This window comes from Caballeronia sp. LjRoot34 (genome assembly GCF_964253815.1).
Taxonomy (GTDB): domain Bacteria; phylum Pseudomonadota; class Gammaproteobacteria; order Burkholderiales; family Burkholderiaceae; genus Caballeronia.
On the sequence record NZ_CAXUSB020000003.1, the window covers coordinates 664409 to 684984 of the forward strand.

Consider the following 20576-nt stretch of genomic DNA (forward strand, 5'->3'; position numbering starts at 1 on the left):
GCGGGCTCGAGGCGGCGAGCTCAGTAACCAGGAGGATAACTATTCGGATAATAAGCAACACCCGGCGGCGGTGGGGGCGGCGGTGAGGAATACACCACCGGAGGAGGCGCCTGTGTGGCGGCCCCCACGATAGCCGCCCCCGCGACAACACCCAGCAACGCGCCGACGAGCAAGCCACCACCACCGCCCCCGCCACCGCCTCGATAACCGCCACGGTCACCTCCGTGACCACCATGGTATCCACCGCGACCGCCGCCGTTGCCACGGTGTTGCGCTTGCGCCGGTAGCACGGACGTTGCAGCGGCAATCGCAATAGCGACCGTCGCCAACCGGCGATACAACAAACTTCGGGAACGCTGCATCATTAAGCTCGTCTCCTTTCATTTAAGAGGTGAAGTGTCTGCATCGACAACCGCGGCAAGATCACCGATGAACGACGATCGGGGCCAAGACGACCGGCGATCAAATGCAGAGGAGGAATGAGCCCACCGTCATTGCGCGACCAGCTTAACCCTCATTACTTACAGTTCCATCGCGCTAAACCATCGGCGACCCTCGTGCATCTGATAACCCGCGGTTCAAAAAAGTTTCCGAAGTACAGGCAATTGGCCGATCCATACACACTGAATCTCAAGGCCTGGTACGGATTCAATCTCACCATAGGCGCAAGAACCAAGCCAGCCCTCCTATAAAGGCGAACGGGCGTTCGTCCGCTCTTTTAACTCGCTAAGGAAATAAAAATTTCCACCTGAACTGCGGCGCTTTGCACCGTCCGGCGTAACGATGAATGAGTTCGCAAGCCCCTGTCAGCGACCTATAATCCTCGCAAGCGCTTGTTCGTTACAAGACGCGTCGGGCCGCCCCGGCCCTTCCTTGTCACTTAACTCCGTACTACGTAATTGGGGGGTAACGCCATGACCCGCAAATACATCGACTGCCGCGAGTTTCCTAGCGAAATGAACTGCACCATCGCGCTGTCTGCAGACTCCGACCAGGAACTTCTGGATGCCGCCGTCCAGCATGCCGTGTCCGTTCATAAACACACCGACTCTCCCGAACTGCGTACCCAGTTAAGTGCGCTGTTTCACCAAGGCACTCCGCCGGTCGATTCCCCGCGAACCACATGACTCAGCATTGATCGATCAGAACCTCATTTCCGCTCGGCGCAATTGATATATTAATAAGTATGACGAACAAGTTATAACCGGGCGCCGCGCATTTTAAGGGAGCATGTCATGGCAATCGACCAGTCAAAACTCGATGCATTCATGGGAGCGTTTGTCCATGATCTCGGCGCGGTGATGCATGCGGCCACCGTAGTAGTCGGTGATCAGCTCGGGCTTTATAAGGCGCTAGCCGCCAAGCCGCTAAGTGCGGAAGAACTCGCGCAGGCGACCGAGACGGACGCGCGTTATGTTCGCGAGTGGTTAAGCGCACAGGCTGCGAGCGGCTACGTGAACTACGATCCTGCGTCGGAACGCTTCAGCTTGAGCGAAGAACAGTCCTTTGCGCTCGCCGAGGAAGGCAGCCCGGCGTTCATACCCGGCGCGTTCCAGATCGCCGTCGCGCAGTTCAAGATCATCCCGAAGATGGTGAAGTCGTTCAAGACCGGACTGGGCGTTGGATGGCATGAGCACGATGTCTCGCTCTTTCACGGCACCGAGCGCTTCTTCCGTCCGGGCTATGCAGCGTATCTCGTGAGCAACTGGATTCCGTCGCTTGGCGGCGTCGAGACGAAACTCAAAAGCGGCGCACGCGTAGCCGATGTTGGCTGCGGACACGGCGCTTCCACCATCATCATGGCGCAGGCTTATCCGCAATCGACATTCGTGGGTTACGACTACCACGAAGGGTCGATCGAGCATGCCAGAGAGTCGGCGTCGACGGCAGGCGTGAGTGACCGCGTGAGTTTCGAGGTTGCTTCGGCCAGCGATTATCCGGGACACGGTTACGACTTTGTCGCCATGTTCGACTGCCTTCACGACATGGGCGATCCACTCGGGGCATCGCGTCACGTCTATGAAACCCTGGGAGATGATGGCACGTGGATGATCGTCGAACCGTTTGCCAACGATACGCTTGAAGAAAACCTGAATCCCGTTGGGAGAATCTTTTACTCGGCATCTACCTTGATCTGTACGCCGGCTTCCAGGGCTCAAGCGGGCGCCATGTGTCTGGGCGCGCAAGCTGGCGAGCGGCGGATTCACGACGTGGTCACGGAGGGAGGTTTCCGGCAGTTTCGCCGGGCGACGGCGACACCGTTCAATCTCGTGTTCGAGGCGCGGCGATAAAACGTGCTCAGGGTTCCCGGCTTAGCGTGGCGAGAACCCTCTTGCGCAGTCTTCTCTGCTACTTTTTTGCGCCAGCCTTCGCACCCTTGAGGGCGGCACGTTTCCTGGGCGTCGATTTCGCAACGGGCTTCTTTCGTGCACTCGATTCCGGCTTCTTTGCCAAACCCTCCCTGCTCCATTGCTCAAGCAGGATCTGCGTCTGCGTGCGCACCGTCGCCTTGAGCAAGTCGCCCTTCTCGGTGTCTATATCCTTCCATCCGAGTAACGCAAGCGTCGTGCGCGGCGCGACATGGAACATCAACAGTTGTCCGTGCAAGCTCAGCATCCGGATCAACGTAAGCTCATCGTCGGGTTTCGCGCCGGTGATCCGCGCGATCAACCTTGAGCCAACATCGTTCAAAGGCTGCCGCACGCGCCGCATCATGATCTCCGACGCAATGGTCGGCTCATGTCCTGCCTGTTCACGCGTAAAGAAAAGCCGCTGGTTGGACGTACCGCAAGCCTTCACGAACATACGGTCTGCAATGGCTTCCTGAATCCGAATGAAAGCATCGATGAGCACCGCAATATCACTGTCCTTGCTCAACACATCTGCTGCGTGCGTCACCACCGGCTCAAGCGTGACCCAGGACGAGTCGGCGAGATATTCCGCACACGCCCGATACACCCCTTCTTTATTCTCGAAGTAATACTGCAACGCGGGTGCATTGACCCCGGCGCGCGCGGCGATGTCACGCGTGGACGCGCCCTCGAAACCATGCTCCCCAAATGACTCGATCGCCGCTTCGATGATTCGCAGCCTTGTCTCGTCGCCTCGCACATATCCGCCGGCCGACGGACGGCGTAGCCGTTTTGTGTCGTTCATTCGTGCCTCTCCCTTCAACGAAACAAATATATCACTTGACACAATTCTACCAACTGGAATAATTGTTCCGATTGGAATAATTTGGATTAAAGATGTCAACAACCGCAGGCTCGCCTCCGCACGAAGTGCCGCAAGATTCCACCGCTGCGCCCACGCGGCGATCTGGAAAACGCCTGATCCTGGTGGTGCTTGGGATAGTCGTGCTTGTCCTCGCGGGAATCTGGCTTGCGCGCTGGTGGACGGTCGGACGCTTTATTGAAAGCACTGACGACGCCTATTTGCAAGCCGACAGCGTCACTGTAGCGCCCAAGGTCAGCGGCTACGTGACCGATGTCTACGTAGGCGACAACGCCACTATCAAAGCCGGCGACCCGCTGGTCCGGCTCGATACCCGCCAGTACCAGGTCGCGCTCGACCAGGCACAGGCGACCATCGCTGCACGCGCCGCAGATATCCAGCGCGCGCAAGCTGACATCCTCCAGCAGCATGCCAACATCGAACAGGCCAAAGCGCAGCAGCAAGTCGCACGAGTAAGCGCCCAGCATGCACGCGACGAAGTCCAGCGCTACGCACCGCTCGCTGCCACCGGCGCTGAAACCAGCGAACGGCTGTCCGAGTTGACCAGCACACGCGATCAGGCAATGGCAACGCTGGCAGCCAATAAGGCCGCGGTCGATGCCGCCGAGACACAGATCGCCGCCACCACCGCGCAGATCGCCCAGGCGCGCGCCCAGCTTGACTCAGCAGAGGCAAGCGCGCGGCAAGCGCACCTCGACCTGCAGGACACTGTCGTGCGCAGCGTACTGGCCGGCAAGGTTGGCGACCGCTCGGTTCGGGTTGGTCAGTACGTACAGCCGGGCACGCGGATGCTGTCGGTGGTTCCGGTGCAAAGCACCTATCTGACGGCCAACTTCAAGGAAACGCAGGTCGGCCACATGCGCGTCGGGCAGCCCGTGATCCTGCACGTGGATGCGCTGCCGGGCACCGATCTGCACGGCGTGGTGGACAGCTTTGCGCCCGGCACGGGTGCGCAGTTCGCGCTGCTGCCGCCTGAAAACGCCACGGGCAATTTCACCAAGATCGTCCAGCGAATTCCCGTGCGCATTCGCATTGAAACTGGGCCGGAGACACGCAGCGTGCTGCTACCTGGCCTGTCGGTTACCGCCGATGTCGATACGCGCTCCTCCCAAGAGGGCGACAAGCGCATCAAAGCCGAGAACGATCATGGCTGATGTGACCACGGCAGCCGCTTCCTCGCCCGCGGCGCCCGCGCCGGAAGCGGAGCGCGCGAGCGCGGCGGACTGGCTCGCGGTTGCAGCCGGCTCGCTGGGCGCGCTGATGGCCACGCTGGATATCTCTATCACCAACTCGGCCTTGCCGCAGATCCAGGGCGAGATTGGCGCAACCGGCACCGAAGGTACGTGGATCTCGACCGGCTACCTGATGTCCGAGATCGTGATGATCCCGCTTGCCGCATGGCTCACGCGTGTGTTCGGCTTGCGTAACTTCCTGCTCGTCAATGCCACGCTCTTCATCGCGTTCTCCATGATGTGCGGATGGTCGCACAGCTTGCCCATGATGATCGCCGGCCGCATTGGCCAGGGCTTCGCGGGCGGCGCGATGATCCCGACGGCGCAGACCATCATTCGCACCCGATTACCGCGCTCACAGATGCCCGTCGGCATGACGATGTTCGGCCTGATCGTGTTGCTCGGTCCGCTACTGGGACCGGTGCTCGGTGGATGGCTGGCGGAGAACATCAGCTGGAGCTGGTGCTTCTTTATCAACCTGCCTGTATGTATTGCGCTGATCACGTTGCTGATTGTCGGACTGCCGTCGGATCGGCCGCACTGGAGCACTTTTTTCAAGGCGGACTGGGTCGGCATTATCGGCCTCACGATCGGCCTGAGCTCGTTGACCGTCGTGCTCGAAGAAGGTCAACGCGAACGCTGGTTCGAATCCAGCTTGATTGTTTCTCTGACCTGCGTGTCGCTGGCCGGCATAGTGCTGATCGCCATTTCGCAACTCACCGCGCAGCGGCCGATCATGCGTCTGAACCTGATGCGCAACCCGCGTTATGCAAGCGTGATCGTCATTGTGTTTGCGGTCGGCGCGGGGTTGTATGGCGTGTCGTATCTGCTGCCGCAGTTCCTTGGCATAGTGTCCGGATACAACGCGCAGCAATCGGGCGCCATCATGCTGATATCGGGCGTGCCCGCCTTCCTGATCATGCCCGTCCTGCCGCGCATTCTCGGCAAGCTCGACTTTCGCATGCTGGTGATCGCCGGACTGTTGTTGTTTGCGTTGAGCTGCATGCTCGATATCGACCTGACCGCCCAGAGCGTCGGTCACGACTTCTTCTGGTCCCAGTTGATCCGCGGCTTTGCGCAAATCCTGGCGCTGATGCCGTTGAATCAGGCGTCGATGGCGGCCGTCTCGCGCGAGGATTCAGGCGATGCAGCCGGTCTCTACAACATGGCCCGCAATCTTGGCGGCTCGGTTGGGCTCGCAATCATCGGGACCGTGATCGACCGGCGCACCACCTTCCATACCGCAATGATCCGCGAATCGCTCACGGCCAACTCGCTGGTCGGCCAGGAGCGCATAGCGTCGAGCGCTGCGAGCTGGTTCGCGCAAACCGGCGACATGGCCTATTCCAAAATGCGCGCGCTCGGCCAGATCGCTGCGCAGATCCATATGCAGGCTACCGTCATCACGTACTCCGAAACGTTCTATCTGCTCGGTCTCGCGCTGCTTGCCTGCGTGCCGCTCGCGCTCCTCCTGAAGACTCCACGCGGCCCCGTTTCGACGTCCGCCGGCCATTGACGGCAAAGACACTATCCACGATGTTCCCTCGCCCTACCGCTCCTTTGTTTCTTACGTTGCCGCTTACGCTGCTGGCGTCCGTCTGCGTCCTCTCGGCCTGCACCGTCGGCCCCGACTACGCCGGTGCGCCCCAGGTCGCGCCCGACGCGGCGCATGCCTCCAACTTCGTGCGTACGCCCACGGTCGGCATTGTTTCGACACGCGCACCCAGTCAATGGTGGCTGTCGCTCAACGACCCGCAATTGAACGCACTGATCGACGCCGCGCTCGCCCATAACCCCGACGTTCACGCGGCGCAAGCGCGCCTGCGCGAAGCCCGTGCTCAGTTGCAGCACCAAAAGGCGAACGGTATGCCCAACGCGTCTTTCGACGCGGCCGCGTTGCGTATGCGCGAGCCCAACCTGAGTTCGCTGTCATCGTCACAGGGCAATTCGGGCAGCTCATCCTCGTCAGGAGGAGGACCGCTACAGCTCTATACAGCGGGCTTCGATGCGACGTGGGAAATTGATCTGTTCGGCGGCACGCGCCGCGCGGTGGAAGCGGCTACGGCGGAAGCGGACGCGGTGGACGCCGACCTCGCCGACACGCAAGTGTCGCTCGCCGCTGAAGTCGCGCAGGCCTATGTGGATCTGCGCGATGAGCAGCAGCGCCTGACGCTTGCACAACGCTCGGCTGAACTCGAGCAGCAGATGCTCACGCTGACGCAGCAGCGCCGCGAGCATGGCACGGCGGCCGACGTCGATGTGGAACGCCTGACCACGCAGGTCGAGAACACCCGGGCAACACTGACGCCGTTGGACGCGCAAGTCGCCGAGTCGCTCGATCAGCTTGCCGTCTTGACGGGCCAGGCTCCAGGGGCGCTCGATCAGGAGTTGTCCGCGCTACGCCCGTTGCCGGCCTTGCCGGCGTCCGTGGCTATCGGCGACCCTGCTTCAATGCTGCAGCAACGGCCCGATATTCGCGCCGCGGAACGGCGGCTCGCTTCCAGTAACGCTCAGATCGGCGAGCACAAGGCTGAGTTCTTCCCGAAGGTAACGTTGTTCGGCGACATCGGCTATACCGCCGCCGATCCCGGCCACCTTGTGCGCAAGAACAACTTCAGCTGGATTGGCGCGCCTTATCTGCAGTGGAACATACTGGACTTCGGCCGCACACTCTCGAGCGTTCACAGCGCCGAGGCGTCGCGCGACGAGGCCGATGCGAAATACACGCATGCGGTGCTAGCCGCGTTGCAGGACGCGAATACTTCATTATCGCGTTATGGGCATCAGCGCGAACATCTGGCAACGCTACAGCAAGTGCAGGCGTCGGCGGACCGCTCGGCTACGTTGATGCGTCAACGTTATAGGGCGGGCGCATCGAGCCTGATCGACCTGCTCGATACCCAACGCACGCAGTTCAGCGCGCAGCAGAATGTAGTCTCTGGACAAGCTGAATTGCTGAAGGATTTTGTCTCTTTGCAGAAGAGCCTGGGACTCGGCTGGCGCGTACAGGGGTGACGCGAGCGCGTTGAGAACACCGCCTCTCCCTTACGCGGCTTTGGCGCGCCGGCCTCGATAGAATCGGGCCGGCGCTGCGCGGACCTAATCCTGGACGATGCCGGGAATGTCCACCTTGAGATTGACATCGGCTTCATAGTTGACCCCCTCGATCTCGAATCCGAACAGCCGCAGAAATTCGCGCTTATAGCCGGCGAAATCGGTGATTTCGTAAAGGTTGTCGCTGGTGACCTGATCCCAGAGTTCCTGTACGCGAGCCTGGACCGCCGGGCTGAGTTCCTTGTAGTCTGCGCGCAACCGGCCCTCTCGATCCATGCACGGCGAGTCGCCATACAAGCTGTCTTTGTAGAGGCTATAGACCTGTTCGATGCAACCCTCGTGCGTCCCCTCTTCTTTCATGACCTTGAACAGCAACGACAAGTACAACGGCATCATGGGGATGGCTGAGCTTGCCTGCGTGACAACCGCTTTCAATACCGAGACACGAGCATCGCCACCCTGATTCGAGAGGCTGTCGCGGATAGCCAGGACCTTTTGATCCAGGTCTTTCTTGGCAGCGCCTATGGAACCGTTCCAATAGATGTCATGAGTTATCTTCTCGCCCAGGTATGTGAACGCAGTGGTCTTCGCTCCCTTTGCCAGAACGCCCGCTGCAAGCAGTGCATCAATCCACATCTGCCAGTCTTCACCGCCCATCACGGCCACGGTGTTGTCGATCTCGCTTTGCGTCGCCGGTTCCAGGCTGCTTTCCTTGACAACTTCCTTGTCGGTATCGAGGCCTCGCAGCGTAATGGCCTTACCGACAGGTTTCAGTGTCGAGCTGAAGACATCCCCGGTCTTGGGGTGCGTCCGCCGCGGTGACGCGAGGCTATACACGACCAGGTCGATGTGCCCGAGATCTCGCTTGATGACATCGATTGTCTTCTGCTTGATCTCATCGGAAAAAGCGTCGCCATTGATGCTCTTTGCGTACAGCCCCTTCGCCGCCGCGAATCGGGTGAAAGCTGCGGTGTTGTACCAGCCGGGTGTACCCGGCTTACTGTCTTCACCGGGACGTTCGAAGAAGACACCGAGGGTATCGGCGCCGCAACCAAACGCCGCCGTGATCCGGGCGGCAAGACCGTATCCCGTCGACGCACCGATCAGGAGGACTTTCCGGGGTCCCCCCGAAATAGGACCTTGTGCCGCCACATAGTCGATCTGTTTTTCGACGTTCGCTTCGCAGCCGACGGGATGAGTAGTCACGCAGATGAAACCGCGCACGCGTGGTTTGACGATCATGAAGACCTCGCTTGTGGGGACGCCGGGATTGCGGTCGGGCGGCACGAAAAATTTCGAGTATTGTAAATGACGGGCGTCATGTCGGTACCCGCGCGCTTCATTACATGGTGACCCATCGGGTTAAGATAGCGCTTCGTCAAAGCGGCGACAGGTGCGGCTTTCTACGGTATCCATGCAATGCATTCCAAAATATCGCGTCACTTGCGGCCTTCGTGAAAGCGTAACGCTTACATCATGATCTCTACCCAGTACATCAGCCGGATCAGCTTGCAGCGCGACAAGGTCGAGTCGTTCGATCGCTATCCGTTCTCGCTGCCGGCGGTCCGGTCGCTGGAAACGCTTGAGCTGCATCCAAAGATGACTTTCTTCGTCGGCGAAAACGGCTCCGGCAAATCAACGCTCCTCGAAGCCATCGCCGTATCGATGGGATTCAACCCGGAAGGCGGCACGAAGAACTTTAACTTTGGTACCCGGGCATCGCACTCGGTGCTTGACGAATACCTGCGCATTGCCAAAGGAGTGAGACGGCCGAAGGACGGGTTCTTTCTGCGAGCGGAAAGCTTCTTCAACGTGGCCACCGAGATCGAAAACCTCGATGCTGAACCGTCTTTCGGTCCTCCGGTCATCAGCTCCTACGGCGGGAATTCCCTGCACGAGCGCTCGCACGGCGAGTCTTTTTTGGCGCTGCTGATGAACCGCTTCGGCGGCAAGGGTCTTTACCTCCTCGACGAGCCTGAAGCCGCGTTGTCTCCACAGCGGCAACTCACTGCACTTGCAAGGCTTCACGACCTGGCCCGCGACGAGTCGCAGTTCATCATTGCAACTCACTCACCTATTCTGATGGCGTATCCGGACGCGTGGATCTATGAGTTCACTACGGAAGGCGTAACGCGCGTCAGCTACGAAGAGACAGAACACTTCCAGGTCATGCGGTCGTTCCTGGCCAACCCCGAACGCATGCTGCGCACGCTTCTGGGTGACGAGGAATGACATGGTCCGTCGAACGTTGCGGTTCATCGATCGCGGCGCTCCGGGTTCGTATCCTTCAACTCCTGAGCTTATGAGGTTCTAACGTGGAACACATCATTTTCCGGACCGCTCTCTTGGTCGATATCCCTGCAATCGTCGCCTTGTTAGCTGACGATGAACTGGGTAGCCAGAGAGAAATCATCGGCACGCCGCTCGACCAAAGATATGTCGACGCATTCCAGGCTATAGAAGCCGATGTGAACCAGCGACTGGTAGTAGTTGCCGACGGCGACAAAATAATAGGCACGTTGCAAATTTCATTTATCCCCGGCATTGCACGCATGGGGTCGTGGAGAGGACAAATCGAAGCGGTTCGAATCGCCGCGCATCGCCGTGATTCCGGGCTGGGCCAGAAGATGTTCGAATGGGCGATCTCCGAATGCAGGTCGCGAGGTTGCAGCCTGGTCCAGCTCACGACCGACAAGAGCCGTACCGACGCCCACCGCTTCTATGAAAAGCTCGGCTTCAAGGCAAGCCACGAGGGTTACAAGCTCACCTTGTAGAGCCTCCGGCGGCCCCGCTGCCTGAAACACCCACACGCTTCCGCACTCCTCCTGAACACAAACGCACGGGCATCCGTGCGTCTTCATTTCCGCTAAGACGGGGTCGTATCACGTATAGGCACGCAACAGAATTTGCTTGCCTAAATTGCTGCACGCGATAATATATTGGCATATGCAACTACATTCAATGTACTTGCAACGGGTCGATTCGCCCAGCCCGGCCGCCGTTATCCCATCAAGGCAAAGATATGCAGAAAAGATTTCTCTTGTTGCTGTGCGTGTCGGTACCGTCATTCATGATCAACCTGGACGCCAATATTGTCGCCGTGTCGCTCTCGTCGATTGCCCGTTCGCTCCATGCGGATTTCGCCGCCATTGAATGGGTGATCTCGGCTTACACGCTGGCGTTTGCCACGTTGGTGATGCCCGCTGGCGCGCTCGCCGACCGCTTCGGCAGAAAGCGCCTGTTAATCATCGGCTTGTTCGTCTTTACCACCGCGTCTTTCATCTGCGGCGCCGCTACATCAACGGTGGTGTTGAACAGCGCACGCGCGTTGCAAGGCGTCGGTGCCGCATTGCAGCTCAGCGCGGCGCTCGCGGTCCTCGCGCATGGATTCCAAGGGAAGGAGCGCGCCAAGGCGTTCGCATTCTGGGGCTCGGTGATCGGCGTGGCCATCATGCTCGGGCCCGTGGCAGGCGGATTGATCACGCAGTCACTGGGCTGGCAGTGGGCTTTCTATGTCAACCTGCCCGTTGGCGCAATCATGATTGCCCTGACGTATTTCGTAGTCGATGAATCCAAAGACCCGCACGCAATCGCCATCGACGTTTGGGGCGTGGTGACGTTCAGCGCGTTTCTAGGACTGCTGACCTGGGCGCTGATTTCAGGCAATCGCGAGGGATGGCTTAGTACTTCCGTCAGGGCGCGGCTGGTGGGCTCAGTCATGTTCCTTATAGCGTTCGTGATCGTCGAACTTAAGCAGGCGCGGCCCATGGTCGAGCTTGGCTATTTCATCAAGCGGACCTATCTCGGCGCGAATCTCGCCGGTGTGTCGTATGCGGTCGCGTTCCTGACCATGCTGACCTATCTGCCCTTCTTTTTCCAGAGCGCGCTCGGCTATTCGCCGCTCAACGCCGGCCTGCTGATGCTGCCGCTCGCTGTGCCCTTGTTCGGTGTGCCGCGCATTGTGTCCGTGTATCTCGATCATCGGATGTCGGGACGCATGCTGCTTGTTTGCGGCTTGTTGCTGGTCGCGGCCGGCTTGTTCGGAACCGCGCTGCAGATCCAGGCGTTCAGCTTTAGCGCGATCTTCCTCCCCATGCTGGTCGCCTCCACGGGCGCCGGGATTCTCAACGGTCAGATCGCCAAGGTCAGCATGACGGTAATCCCCGTGGAACGGGCGGGCATGGCGTCTGGTGTATCGGGGACCATGCGGTTCAGCGGCATTGTGGTGGGGTTCGCGGCGCTCGGCGCATTATTGTTTTATCGAATCCAGGCGAGCATTGAGAGAGAGTTGCCGGCACTTGGCGGTCACGACAAGCTGGAGATTACGCGCTCTATCGCGAATGGGAACCTGGCTTCCGCTGCGTCGCTGATTTCATCGCATCAGGGCCTTGGATCGATCGCAAGAGCCAGCCTTGGCTACGGATACGAGGGTGTGCTGTTCGCGGCGTCCGCTGTTGCATTCGTGGCGAGCGCGTTGTGCTGGCTGTTGATTCGCGCCGATGAAACTGCGCCTCATCAGGATCGGCAGTCGGCTATGCGCCTGGATGTGTCAATAGACTAAGATAGCCTGACGATCTTTGAACCGTTATTTTCACGCGAGCCATGAACACTTCGAATAAACAGCACTCGTCTGCCGCCGTTTCGTTATGCAACGGCGCCGCGTTGCGCAAGGCCACGCGCAGGCTCTCGCAACTCTACGACAGCGTGCTTGCGCCTTGCGGCCTCAAGCTGTCGCAACATTCCACACTGGCGCATATCGATCGCGCAGGCGCGCCGAACATGAGCGATCTAGCCAGAGACATGGTGCTTGACCGCTCCGCGCTTTCACACAATCTCAAGCCGCTCGAGCGCGACGGTTTTATCGAATCACTTGCCGATGAAACCGATAAACGCGGTCGTTGCGTTGCCTTGACCCCCGCAGGAAAAAAGAAACTGGCCGAGTCCAAAGCGCTTTGGAATGAAGCGCAAATGCGCTTCGAAAACGCCTATGGCTCAGCCAAGGCGTCGAAGCTGCGCGCGCTGCTTGCGGAGGTTTATTCCGACGAACTGGAGCAATCATTCCTCGACGAATGATTGCAACGAGTCCGCTTAAGCGAAGCGCAAATGCCCTTCGCCCAAGCGGGCGCCATTATCGCGGAGAGAAAAAAACGAAGTCCGTTGAATCGATTAAACGGTTGGCAGATCTTCCAACGTTTTTTCAATCCGGCCCTCTTCAAAAGAGGTTTCAATGCCAATGTGCCCGTTAGCGTAAGGGATGGAGCTAACCTGCGGACCCAGATAGCTTCGCCCCCCGAGCTTGAACACCGTGCGCACCAGCTCGCCTTTTTCGAGGACCTTCACCACGCGGTCCACATCCACGACTTTGGGCGCCGAGGTCCAGTTGGCCGTCAATTCATCGATGTTGCCCCAACGTACGTGGGTAACGCGATCATTGGTCCAACGAACACCATCAATAGCAACAATAGACATGGCTGACTCCGTCTATTAATGAAGTACCTTAATGAAACGGCGACCGCGTCCGATAGCGCTTTTTCTTCTTGTATTGACCCTGGGGACAAACGGCTCGCGTGACACGGCTCACCGAGTTGCGGGCTTCGACAGGGAATCGCTATTGATCGATTCTTTCAATGCAGGCACCGCACGGCGAATGGGAAATAGATTGACATGGTTCAAGCGAATGTACAAGCGAGCGCCGGGGCAGCGCACCTGAGAATCGCGGACCCGGAAAAGGGGCTCGATAGTGCGGTTCAACAGCATCGTGCATTTCCCACCCAGCCTCATTACTCAGTCGTCTGTTGAAGTTCAAGCCTGGCGCTGCGCGTATGTGTTTCAGGCATCTTCAGATAGACGAGCAAGGAGATGGCAGACCATGCCGTGACGTACCAGTAAAAATAGTGCTCGTGCCCGATCGACTTGAACTTCAGCGCGACGAATTCCGTGGTGCCGCCAAGGATGGCCGTGGTCAAGGCGTAGGGCAGGCCCACAGCCAACGCTCGAATGCGCACGGGAAACAGTTCGGTTTTAGCCAGCATGTGGACCGACGTAAAGCCGCTCAGCATGAAGAGCCCGCAAAAAGACAAGATAAACGCAACCAGCGGATCGTGCGTGGTTGCAAGCGTGCTGAAAATGGGCACGGAAAATAGCGTACAACTCAGCCCGAAAAAGATCAGGACGGGCCGGCGTCCGAGAATGTCGGAGGCGAGGCCAAAGAGCGGCTGCAACGGCATATACAGCAGCAGCGCCGCGGCTGAGACGAGCGTGGCCGTTTCCCTGCCGAGTCCGACGGTATTCACAAGGAACTTCTGCATATACACGGTGTAGGTGTAGAAACCCACCGTCCCGCCCACCGTAATTCCGACAGCCAATAAAAGTTGCCGCCAGTGAAGCAGCATTTCGCGACTGATAGGTGGACCGTGCCGTGTTCCGCTGTGTTGGAACGCCTCGCTCTCCACCACGTTGCGCCGCATGTAGAGCGCAAACAATGCAAGTACGCCGCCAATCACAAACGGGATTCTCCACGCCCACCGGTCGATCTGCCCGGCGGTGAACAGCAAGTGCTGCATGACCAGCAGCAGACCGAGCGCCAGCAACTGACCCGCCACCACGCTGACCTGCAGGAATCCAAGGTAAAAGCCCCGACGGTTCGCCGGCGCGATCTCACTGAGATAGGTGGCGCTCGTGCCGTATTCGCCACCCATGCTCAAGCCTTGCAACAGCCGCGCAAGGATCAGGATGGCCGGAGCGAAAGCCCCGATAGTCGCGTAGCCCGGCGTAACAGCAATGATCAGCGATCCAATGCACATCACCGATACCGACCAGGTCAGCGCTGACTTACGGCCACGGCGATCCGCATACAACCCGATCAACCAACTGCCGAGCGGACGGGCCACATACCCTACTGCCGCGATTGCCGCCGCGTTCATCAACTGGACCGTGGCGTTGTCGCTGGGAAAAAACGCCTTGGCGAAGTAGATGGAAAAGATGCTGTACGCGAGAAAGTCGTACCACTCGATCAGGTTACCGGCGAGGCCGCCTGCAATGGATCTCAACAGCGCGGGCCGAGCCGAAGCTCCTTCCATTCGAGGGGCGCTCATAGTCAGTCTCCTTTTGTTCGTTATGCGGTAAAGCTCGCGTGTCCGCTGTCTTTAGGTCTTTACGGCGCGGCCGGCTTAGTCATCATGCGCGGCGTATTTTTTGTCGAGCTGGTCGTAGAACGGTTTGTCGACCAGCCGCTGGCGCTCGCTGAACGGCACCACGAGGTCCGGATCTTCGTCGAGCTTTCCTTGATCCTTGAGCACGTTCAAAGCCCGCTGCATGCCGCGTACGGCGCTCTGTAGCGGTGCGTTCGCGTAGAGCGCTATTCCGAAGCCAAGTTCCGCAAGCCTGGATTGCGGCAAGGTCGGCGTCTTGCCGCCAATCACGATGTTGATAAGCTGAGGCGTCTCGAACATCGCGGGCAGGCGTTGGATCTCCTCGATCGTTTCAACCGCCTCAATGAAAAGAACGTCTGCACCCGCTTCGGCGAAACGGTGCCCGCGTTCGATGGCAGCATCGAATCCATGGGTCGCGCAGGCATCGGTACGGGCAACGATCAGCAGATTGGGGTCCTCGCGAGCATCAACCGCAGCGTGCAGTTTGCCGACCATCTCGCTCGTCGATATAACCGCCTTGCCGGCGAAGTGCCCGCACTTCTTGGGGCTCACCTGGTCTTCTAACTGGATGGCGTCGGCGCCCGCGCGTTCCAGGGTACGAACCGCATGACGCACGTTGAGCGCGTTGCCGTAGCCGGTATCGGCATCGACGATCAGCGGCAGGTCCACCGCGTCGCGGATACGCGCGGTATGGTCAGCCATTTCGTGCAGGCCGACAAACCCCAGATCCGGAAGTCCAAGAAACATGTTGGTCACACCGGCGCCGGTGATATACAACGCACCGAAACCGATATCGGCAGCAACGCGCGCGCTCAGCGCGTTGAACGCACCGGGCACGAGCAACGCGTGCCGGCTTTCGACCAGCGAGCGGAAGGCGCTACGACGTTCAGCGGATAGAAGCGACATGGTTGAACTCTCCGTGTTGAAATTAGTGACGTTAGTGATATTGGCTATGTAAGGGGAACTTATTCGGAATAGTTAGCATGGCTGATCACTTACCGAAATTCGCAAACGTTAGCGGTTGTGGAGCACGACGTGCGTAGTGGGCCGGTATACATCTTCAGTAGTCGCCACGGCTATAACTCGACCTTCAACGCTCAAAAACGGTTGACTATATTGTCGCAAGAATGGTAGCAGGTACACTAGCGCTGCCCGTGTATTCCGCGCCATGCAACACCTGTTCCGTCCGTTCAATGTAGTACTGTCTGGCAATCGCTTTTGCACGTAACTGCTGCAACGAAATGACTGCAAGGCAACTGCAAAGCAACTGCTGCAGAGCATTTCGGTGTGACCCAAAAGTGATGGGTTTTGTGATGAATGACGGTCGCCTTGCCCCGCAAATGCTTCAAATTATTTTTTCGTAAAGATTTAGCATCCATTAAAAGACTGAGCCAGATTTATGCATGCCAGAAAATTTAAATTTTACGCAAAAAATGTTATTTTCGATCTTTTTCCATCATTGATTTTTGAAAAAAGATATGACCGCATGTTCAGGAATCTGGACGAACAGCAATGGACTTATATCCGCTCACGCGCCAATTATTATAATAAGCTTGAGCAGCAATTTGTCCTGAATGAAACGGCAAGTCGCAGCAGCGCGCTGCCTTTGCGCGGCAATCCTAGCGCCTACTACTATGATTTCAAAGAGATATCTCGGTACTTCGCGCGCTCCTTAAAATTTAACTATGTTTTCACGGACATTAAAGAAGCAGTAGATGAGCCGACGCTTCTTAAAACCAGGCCACTCACTGAAGCCAATGAAAATTCCGTCATATTGAAGCTGGACAAAATGAGGCACTTCAATTTTATTGAAGACACGCGATCATTCGAAAGCAAAATCAACATGGCCGTTTTTCGAGGTGCGTGCTACCAGGAGCACAGAAAATCATTTGTCGCCAAGTATCACGATTTACCGATGGCCGACATTGGCGACACTGACGACTCCAGAAAAGGTCAACACGGTCATCGACCTTATATGAGTATTTCTGACCAGTTGAAGTACAAGTTCGTGATCAGTCTGGAAGGTAATGACGTCGCAACCAACTTGAAATGGATCATGCTTTCAAATTCCGTCTGCTTTATGCGCAGACCACGGGTGGAAAGCTGGTTTATGGAAGGTTCCCTGATCCCCGACCACCACTATGTACTTCTGGACGATGAATTTTCCGACCTGGAAGACAAAATAAATTATTACACCAAGCATACAGACAAGGCCATGGCGATAATCAAAAACGCCAATCGGTACGCCATGCAGTTTCTTGACACACGACGGGAAAAGCTCATTTCACTGCTGGTACTCAGAAAGTATTTCGATCTTTCCGGTCAGTGAAGGATCTGTCATATCGCAGACATGTTCCCCGCATGTCCATGCCGTGCATACTCCGTCCGTCAGGACAGACGTTCTTCCAGTGAGACCCTGAGTCTGCCGGGCGTCACGCCGTAGACTTCCTTGAAGCCGCGGATGAAATGCGCGGAGTCGGCAAAACCGCATTCATAGGCAATTACCGTGATGCGTTTTTCCGTATTGAGCAGTAGCCAGCGCGCGTATCGAAGCCGCATCGTCCGGTAAAACTCCTTGGGGGACACCCCCATTTCAGTCAGGAAATTACGTTCGAGTTGCCTGACGCTTGTACCCGTCATCTTCGCGATCACTGTGACGTTGAGCGGCGCCTCCAGGTTTTCCTCCATCAGCACAATAGCGTGCCGTACCAGCAGATCACCGACTGCCAGATAGCCCAGTGCCTTGCGGCGCTCCACAAACGACGTACCGCCATGACGGCTGACTGTCATTTGATGAATCACCTTGGAGGCTCTGTCCGAGCCGCAGTGCAAGCTGATCAAACGCGTTGCCAATTCAATGACGGACACGCCGCCGGCGCACGTAATACGGTTGCCGTCGATCAGGTAGTCTGAATTGGCGATGACCCGCAAGTCCGGGAACATCGTCTTGTAGTCCTCCAGATGGAACGCGTGGACGCAAGCAACACGGTCGCGCATCAAGCCTGCTTTCGCCAGCACGAAACTGCCGGTGCACATACCGATCAGCGGCACGCCTTCGGCGTCAGCCTGGCGCAAATAATCCCAGTAGCGCCGGTCGACCTGTTCCAGTTTCGGCAGAAGGCCACCAATCACCACGAGGTAATCGAATTGGCGCGGCGAGCCCTGTACGGCATGCACCGGCACGGCTACCCCGCAGCTCGCTTCCACGGTTTCATCGGCCATGCCGAGCAGCATCCATGCGCAACGCAGCGGACGGCTCTGGTCGCCGAGATCGGCTGCGTGGCGCAACGCGTCGCAGAAGCCCGCCAGCGAGAGCAGTGGGAAGGTGGGCCAGAGAAGAAATCCGATGTTCAGCTCGGCACCCGAACGCGACGCGTTGGCCTCTCGTTTGACGCTGGCGCGATCAAGCCGATCGACGAGATCCCGGCCAAGCGACGGCTCCCGGACATCGGGCAGTGTTTTTTCGCGTGCCATGACGTTCCCGCAAGGCGTTGGTGAGCCCGAGTATATAAGCCAAAAAATACCCTTGCCCGCCATGTCGCATTTCTTCTATTTTTTTGCGAGTCGGTGCAATGCCAGCCATTTTTTCCTCCCTAAAGTCGCTCCTGTCACCTGTCCCCGATCGATCACTGGCAAGCGTCGGTGCACCATCGTCCAGCAAGCTGCATAACGAGGAGAGTCTCATGTTGGCTAGATTTCACGGCGCGCTATACGCCAATATCGGAGTAAGTCTGATCATGCTCGGCTCGGCCAGCGCGTTCGCAGACGAAGTTGTCAAAATTGGACATGCGGCGCCGTTGACCGGCGCAAATGCCGAGTGGGGAAAAGACACCGAGAACGGCGCCCGCCTGGCGGTGGAGGAAATCAACGCGAAGGGCCTCGTGATCGGCGGCCAGAAGGTAACGCTTGAGCTGGATGCACAAGATGACGCGTCGGACCCGCGCCAGGGCACGCAGGTGGCGCAGAAGCTCGTCGACGACCACGTCGTTGCCGTGGTGGGCCACATGAATTCGGGGACCACGATCCCCGCGTCGAAGATCTACAGCGATGCGGGGATCGTCGAGGTCTCCCCTTCAGCGACCAATCCGGTTTATACGCAACAGGGCTTCAAGACCGCCTACCGGGTTGTCGCAACCGACGCCCAGCAGGGTCCGGCGCTGGCCGACTATGCGAAGAAAACGCTCGGGGCGAAGTCGGTGGCAATCGTGGACGACGCGACGGCCTACGGCCAGGGGCTGGCCAATGAGTTCGAGAAACAGGCGAAGGCAGACGGGTTGACCGTGCTCTCACACGATGCAACCAACGACAAGGCGGTCGACTTCCGTTCGATTCTCACCAAGATCAAAGGCGAGCATCCGGACATCATCATGTACGGGGGAATGGACGCCACGGGCGGTCCGTTCGCGAAGCAGGCGCAACAGCTCGCCATTGGAGCACGCGTGCTGGGTGGTGACGGCCTGTGCGCCGATTCGCTCGCGAAACTGGCCGGCGGGGCAGCAGACAACGTCGTGTGTTCGATCGCCGGCATGCCGCTTCAGGAAATGCCAAACGGGCCCGCTTTTGAGCAACGCTACGAAGCACGCTTTCATCAGCACGTGCAGCTCAATGCCCCGTTCGCCTACGACGCGGTGTACATCATCGTCGACGCAATGAAGCGCGCCAACTCGACCAAAGCCCCGGACATTCTTGCAGCGATGCCGAGCGCAGATTTCGTCGGCGTACTGGGCCGCACGCAGTTCGACGCGCACGGCGATCTGAAGCAGGGTGCGATCTCGCTGTATGACTACAAACGCGGCAAGCAAACGCTGCTCACCGTCGTGAAGATGTAGTGCTCGTGGACGTCCCTGTTCCAGGTGCGGGCGTAGTCGCCCTGACCGCCCCGCCGAAAGCGCGGATTGTACTGATTGGCACCGGCGGCACGATCGCAGGCCGCGGTGCATCGCCAGTCAACACGTCGGCGTACGACTGCTCCGTGCTGTCCATCGACCAGATTCTTGGCGGTCTTCCTGACGCGGCATCAGTTGCCGACATCCGCACCGAGCAGCTATTTCAGTGCGGCTCGGAGAATTTCGGCAGCGGGCAACTGCTGCAGTTGGGCAAGCGGATTTCAGCGCTGCTGAAACGGGATGACGTGGATGGCGTTGTCGTCACGCACGGCACCGATACAATCGATGAAACCGCTTATTTCCTGCATCTGACGCTCAAAAGCACGAAGCCGGTAGTCGTGGTGGGCGCGATGCGTCCCCCCTCCGCGCTCAGTTCGGACGGACCGCTTAACCTCTATAACGCCATAGTCGTGGCGGCGTGTCAGTCAGCCCACGGCAAAGGCACGCTGGTTGTTGCAAACGATGAGATTCACACGGCGCGTGATGTTGTGAAGGCCAATACGTTCAAGCAGGAAGCGTTCAGATCGCCCTATGGTCCCTTGGGATATATCGTCGACGGCAAGCCGGTCTTTTATCGATTGCCGGCGCGTCGGCATACGGTGCAAAGCGAATGGTCGACCGACGAGATCGACGAGTTGCCGGAGGTCGGTATCCTCTATGCACACGGCGGCATGAACGTCGCAATGGTCCGCGCCATGCTCGACTCAGGTGTTAAGGCGATCATCTATGCGGCGACCGGCAACGGCAATGTGGCGACCTCGGTAGTAGCGTCGCTGGTCGACGCGAGATTGCGCGGCATTCACGTCGTCCGGGGTTCGCGCACCGGAAGCGGCGTGGTCATCCGTAATGCCGCGCAGCCCGATGACCGCTACGACTGGCTGGTAACGGACGATCAGGTTCCGCACAAGGCGCGCATCCTGATGATGCTGGCGCTCACCGGAGAGCATTGCACACGAAAACTTCAGAATGCCTTTTTGACGTATTGATTCGGTTTCCTACTGATTCCATAAGACCCTGGC

19 protein-coding genes are annotated in these 20576 nt (G+C 58.4%); 12 read left to right on the forward strand and 7 right to left on the reverse strand.

Annotation, left to right across the window (positions count from 1 at the left end; genetic code table 11):
- Window positions 1–20: 20 nt before the first annotated feature.
- Window positions 21–365 carry a hypothetical protein gene (locus tag ACSQ36_RS34005; RefSeq protein WP_213765164.1) on the reverse strand — a complete coding sequence of 115 codons (345 nt, stop codon included), beginning with the start codon at window positions 363–365 and terminating at the stop codon, window positions 21–23.
- A 549-nt stretch (window positions 366–914) separates the two neighbouring features.
- Between ACSQ36_RS34005 and ACSQ36_RS34010 the strand changes: the two genes are divergently transcribed.
- Both ACSQ36_RS34010 and ACSQ36_RS34015 read left to right on the forward strand, forming a co-directional pair.
- Window positions 915–1127 carry a DUF1059 domain-containing protein gene (locus ACSQ36_RS34010; RefSeq protein WP_436185454.1) on the forward strand — a complete coding sequence of 71 codons (213 nt, stop codon included), beginning with the start codon at window positions 915–917 and terminating at the stop codon, window positions 1125–1127.
- A gap of 108 nt (window positions 1128–1235) precedes the next feature.
- Window positions 1236–2291: a class I SAM-dependent methyltransferase gene (locus ACSQ36_RS34015; RefSeq protein ID WP_436185455.1), complete on the forward strand. Its 1056-nt coding sequence runs from the start codon at window positions 1236–1238 to the stop codon at window positions 2289–2291.
- A 58-nt stretch (window positions 2292–2349) separates the two neighbouring features.
- Here the strand turns inward: ACSQ36_RS34015 and ACSQ36_RS34020 are convergent, their stop codons facing one another.
- Entirely contained in the window at window positions 2350–3156 is an 807-nt protein-coding gene (locus tag ACSQ36_RS34020; protein WP_436185456.1) for a CerR family C-terminal domain-containing protein, read from the reverse strand.
- A gap of 92 nt (window positions 3157–3248) precedes the next feature.
- Between ACSQ36_RS34020 and ACSQ36_RS34025 the strand changes: the two genes are divergently transcribed.
- Genes ACSQ36_RS34025 through ACSQ36_RS34035 form a run of 3 tightly spaced genes read left to right on the forward strand, consistent with a single transcriptional unit; the run spans window position 3249 to window position 7481 of the window.
- A complete protein-coding gene (locus tag ACSQ36_RS34025; RefSeq protein ID WP_436185457.1) occupies window positions 3249–4388 on the forward strand; it encodes an HlyD family secretion protein in 1140 nt (379 codons plus the stop codon).
- Window positions 4381–5982, forward strand: a complete 1602-nt coding sequence (locus ACSQ36_RS34030; protein ID WP_436185458.1) for a DHA2 family efflux MFS transporter permease subunit — start codon at window positions 4381–4383, stop codon at window positions 5980–5982. The genes ACSQ36_RS34025 and ACSQ36_RS34030 overlap by 8 nt, the downstream gene beginning before the upstream one ends.
- A gap of 20 nt (window positions 5983–6002) precedes the next feature.
- Entirely contained in the window at window positions 6003–7481 is a 1479-nt protein-coding gene (locus ACSQ36_RS34035) for an efflux transporter outer membrane subunit (protein ID WP_436185459.1), read from the forward strand.
- Between the two features lie 84 nt (window positions 7482–7565).
- On the opposite strand, the gene fabV is transcribed toward ACSQ36_RS34035, so the two are convergent.
- The gene (gene fabV / locus ACSQ36_RS34040) at window positions 7566–8762 is read right to left on the reverse strand and encodes an enoyl-ACP reductase FabV (RefSeq protein ID WP_436185460.1); all 1197 of its coding nucleotides are present in this window, start codon (window positions 8760–8762) and stop codon (window positions 7566–7568) included.
- A 234-nt stretch (window positions 8763–8996) separates the two neighbouring features.
- On the opposite strand from fabV, the gene ACSQ36_RS34045 reads away from it, so the two are divergent.
- From ACSQ36_RS34045 to ACSQ36_RS34060, 4 genes are all read left to right on the forward strand, one after another.
- Entirely contained in the window at window positions 8997–9752 is a 756-nt protein-coding gene (locus tag ACSQ36_RS34045; RefSeq protein WP_436185461.1) for an AAA family ATPase, read from the forward strand.
- Between the two features lie 83 nt (window positions 9753–9835).
- Window positions 9836–10294 carry a GNAT family N-acetyltransferase gene (locus tag ACSQ36_RS34050; protein ID WP_436185462.1) on the forward strand — a complete coding sequence of 153 codons (459 nt, stop codon included), beginning with the start codon at window positions 9836–9838 and terminating at the stop codon, window positions 10292–10294.
- Between the two features lie 248 nt (window positions 10295–10542).
- Window positions 10543–12081, forward strand: coding sequence for an MFS transporter (locus ACSQ36_RS34055; protein ID WP_436185463.1), 1539 nt, complete (start codon window positions 10543–10545; stop codon window positions 12079–12081).
- Between the two features lie 41 nt (window positions 12082–12122).
- On the forward strand, window positions 12123–12593 hold the full coding sequence (locus ACSQ36_RS34060) for a MarR family winged helix-turn-helix transcriptional regulator (protein WP_436185464.1): 471 nt from the start codon (window positions 12123–12125) through the stop codon (window positions 12591–12593).
- 93 nt (window positions 12594–12686) lie between these two features.
- Here ACSQ36_RS34060 and ACSQ36_RS34065 read toward each other — a convergent pair whose 3' ends face one another.
- From ACSQ36_RS34065 to ACSQ36_RS34075, 3 genes are all read right to left on the reverse strand, one after another.
- Entirely contained in the window at window positions 12687–12989 is a 303-nt protein-coding gene (locus ACSQ36_RS34065; RefSeq protein ID WP_213765175.1) for a hypothetical protein, read from the reverse strand.
- A gap of 311 nt (window positions 12990–13300) precedes the next feature.
- Entirely contained in the window at window positions 13301–14614 is a 1314-nt protein-coding gene (locus tag ACSQ36_RS34070) for an MFS transporter (RefSeq protein ID WP_436185465.1), read from the reverse strand.
- A gap of 75 nt (window positions 14615–14689) precedes the next feature.
- Window positions 14690–15577, reverse strand: coding sequence for an isocitrate lyase/PEP mutase family protein (locus tag ACSQ36_RS34075; RefSeq protein WP_436185466.1), 888 nt, complete (start codon window positions 15575–15577; stop codon window positions 14690–14692).
- A 493-nt stretch (window positions 15578–16070) separates the two neighbouring features.
- Between ACSQ36_RS34075 and ACSQ36_RS34080 the strand changes: the two genes are divergently transcribed.
- Window positions 16071–17000, forward strand: a complete 930-nt coding sequence (locus tag ACSQ36_RS34080) for a glycosyl transferase family 90 (protein WP_436185467.1) — start codon at window positions 16071–16073, stop codon at window positions 16998–17000.
- Between the two features lie 59 nt (window positions 17001–17059).
- Here the strand turns inward: ACSQ36_RS34080 and ACSQ36_RS34085 are convergent, their stop codons facing one another.
- Complete coding sequence (locus ACSQ36_RS34085; RefSeq protein WP_436185468.1) at window positions 17060–18145, reverse strand: GlxA family transcriptional regulator; 1086 nt, start codon at window positions 18143–18145, stop codon at window positions 17060–17062.
- A 263-nt stretch (window positions 18146–18408) separates the two neighbouring features.
- On the opposite strand from ACSQ36_RS34085, the gene ACSQ36_RS34090 reads away from it, so the two are divergent.
- Together ACSQ36_RS34090 and ACSQ36_RS34095 are read left to right on the forward strand one after the other, a co-directional pair.
- The gene (locus ACSQ36_RS34090) at window positions 18409–19500 is read left to right on the forward strand and encodes a branched-chain amino acid ABC transporter substrate-binding protein (protein ID WP_436186444.1); all 1092 of its coding nucleotides are present in this window, start codon (window positions 18409–18411) and stop codon (window positions 19498–19500) included.
- A complete protein-coding gene (locus tag ACSQ36_RS34095; protein ID WP_436185469.1) occupies window positions 19500–20543 on the forward strand; it encodes an asparaginase in 1044 nt (347 codons plus the stop codon). The genes ACSQ36_RS34090 and ACSQ36_RS34095 overlap by 1 nt, the downstream gene beginning before the upstream one ends.
- Window positions 20544–20576 lie beyond the last annotated feature (33 nt).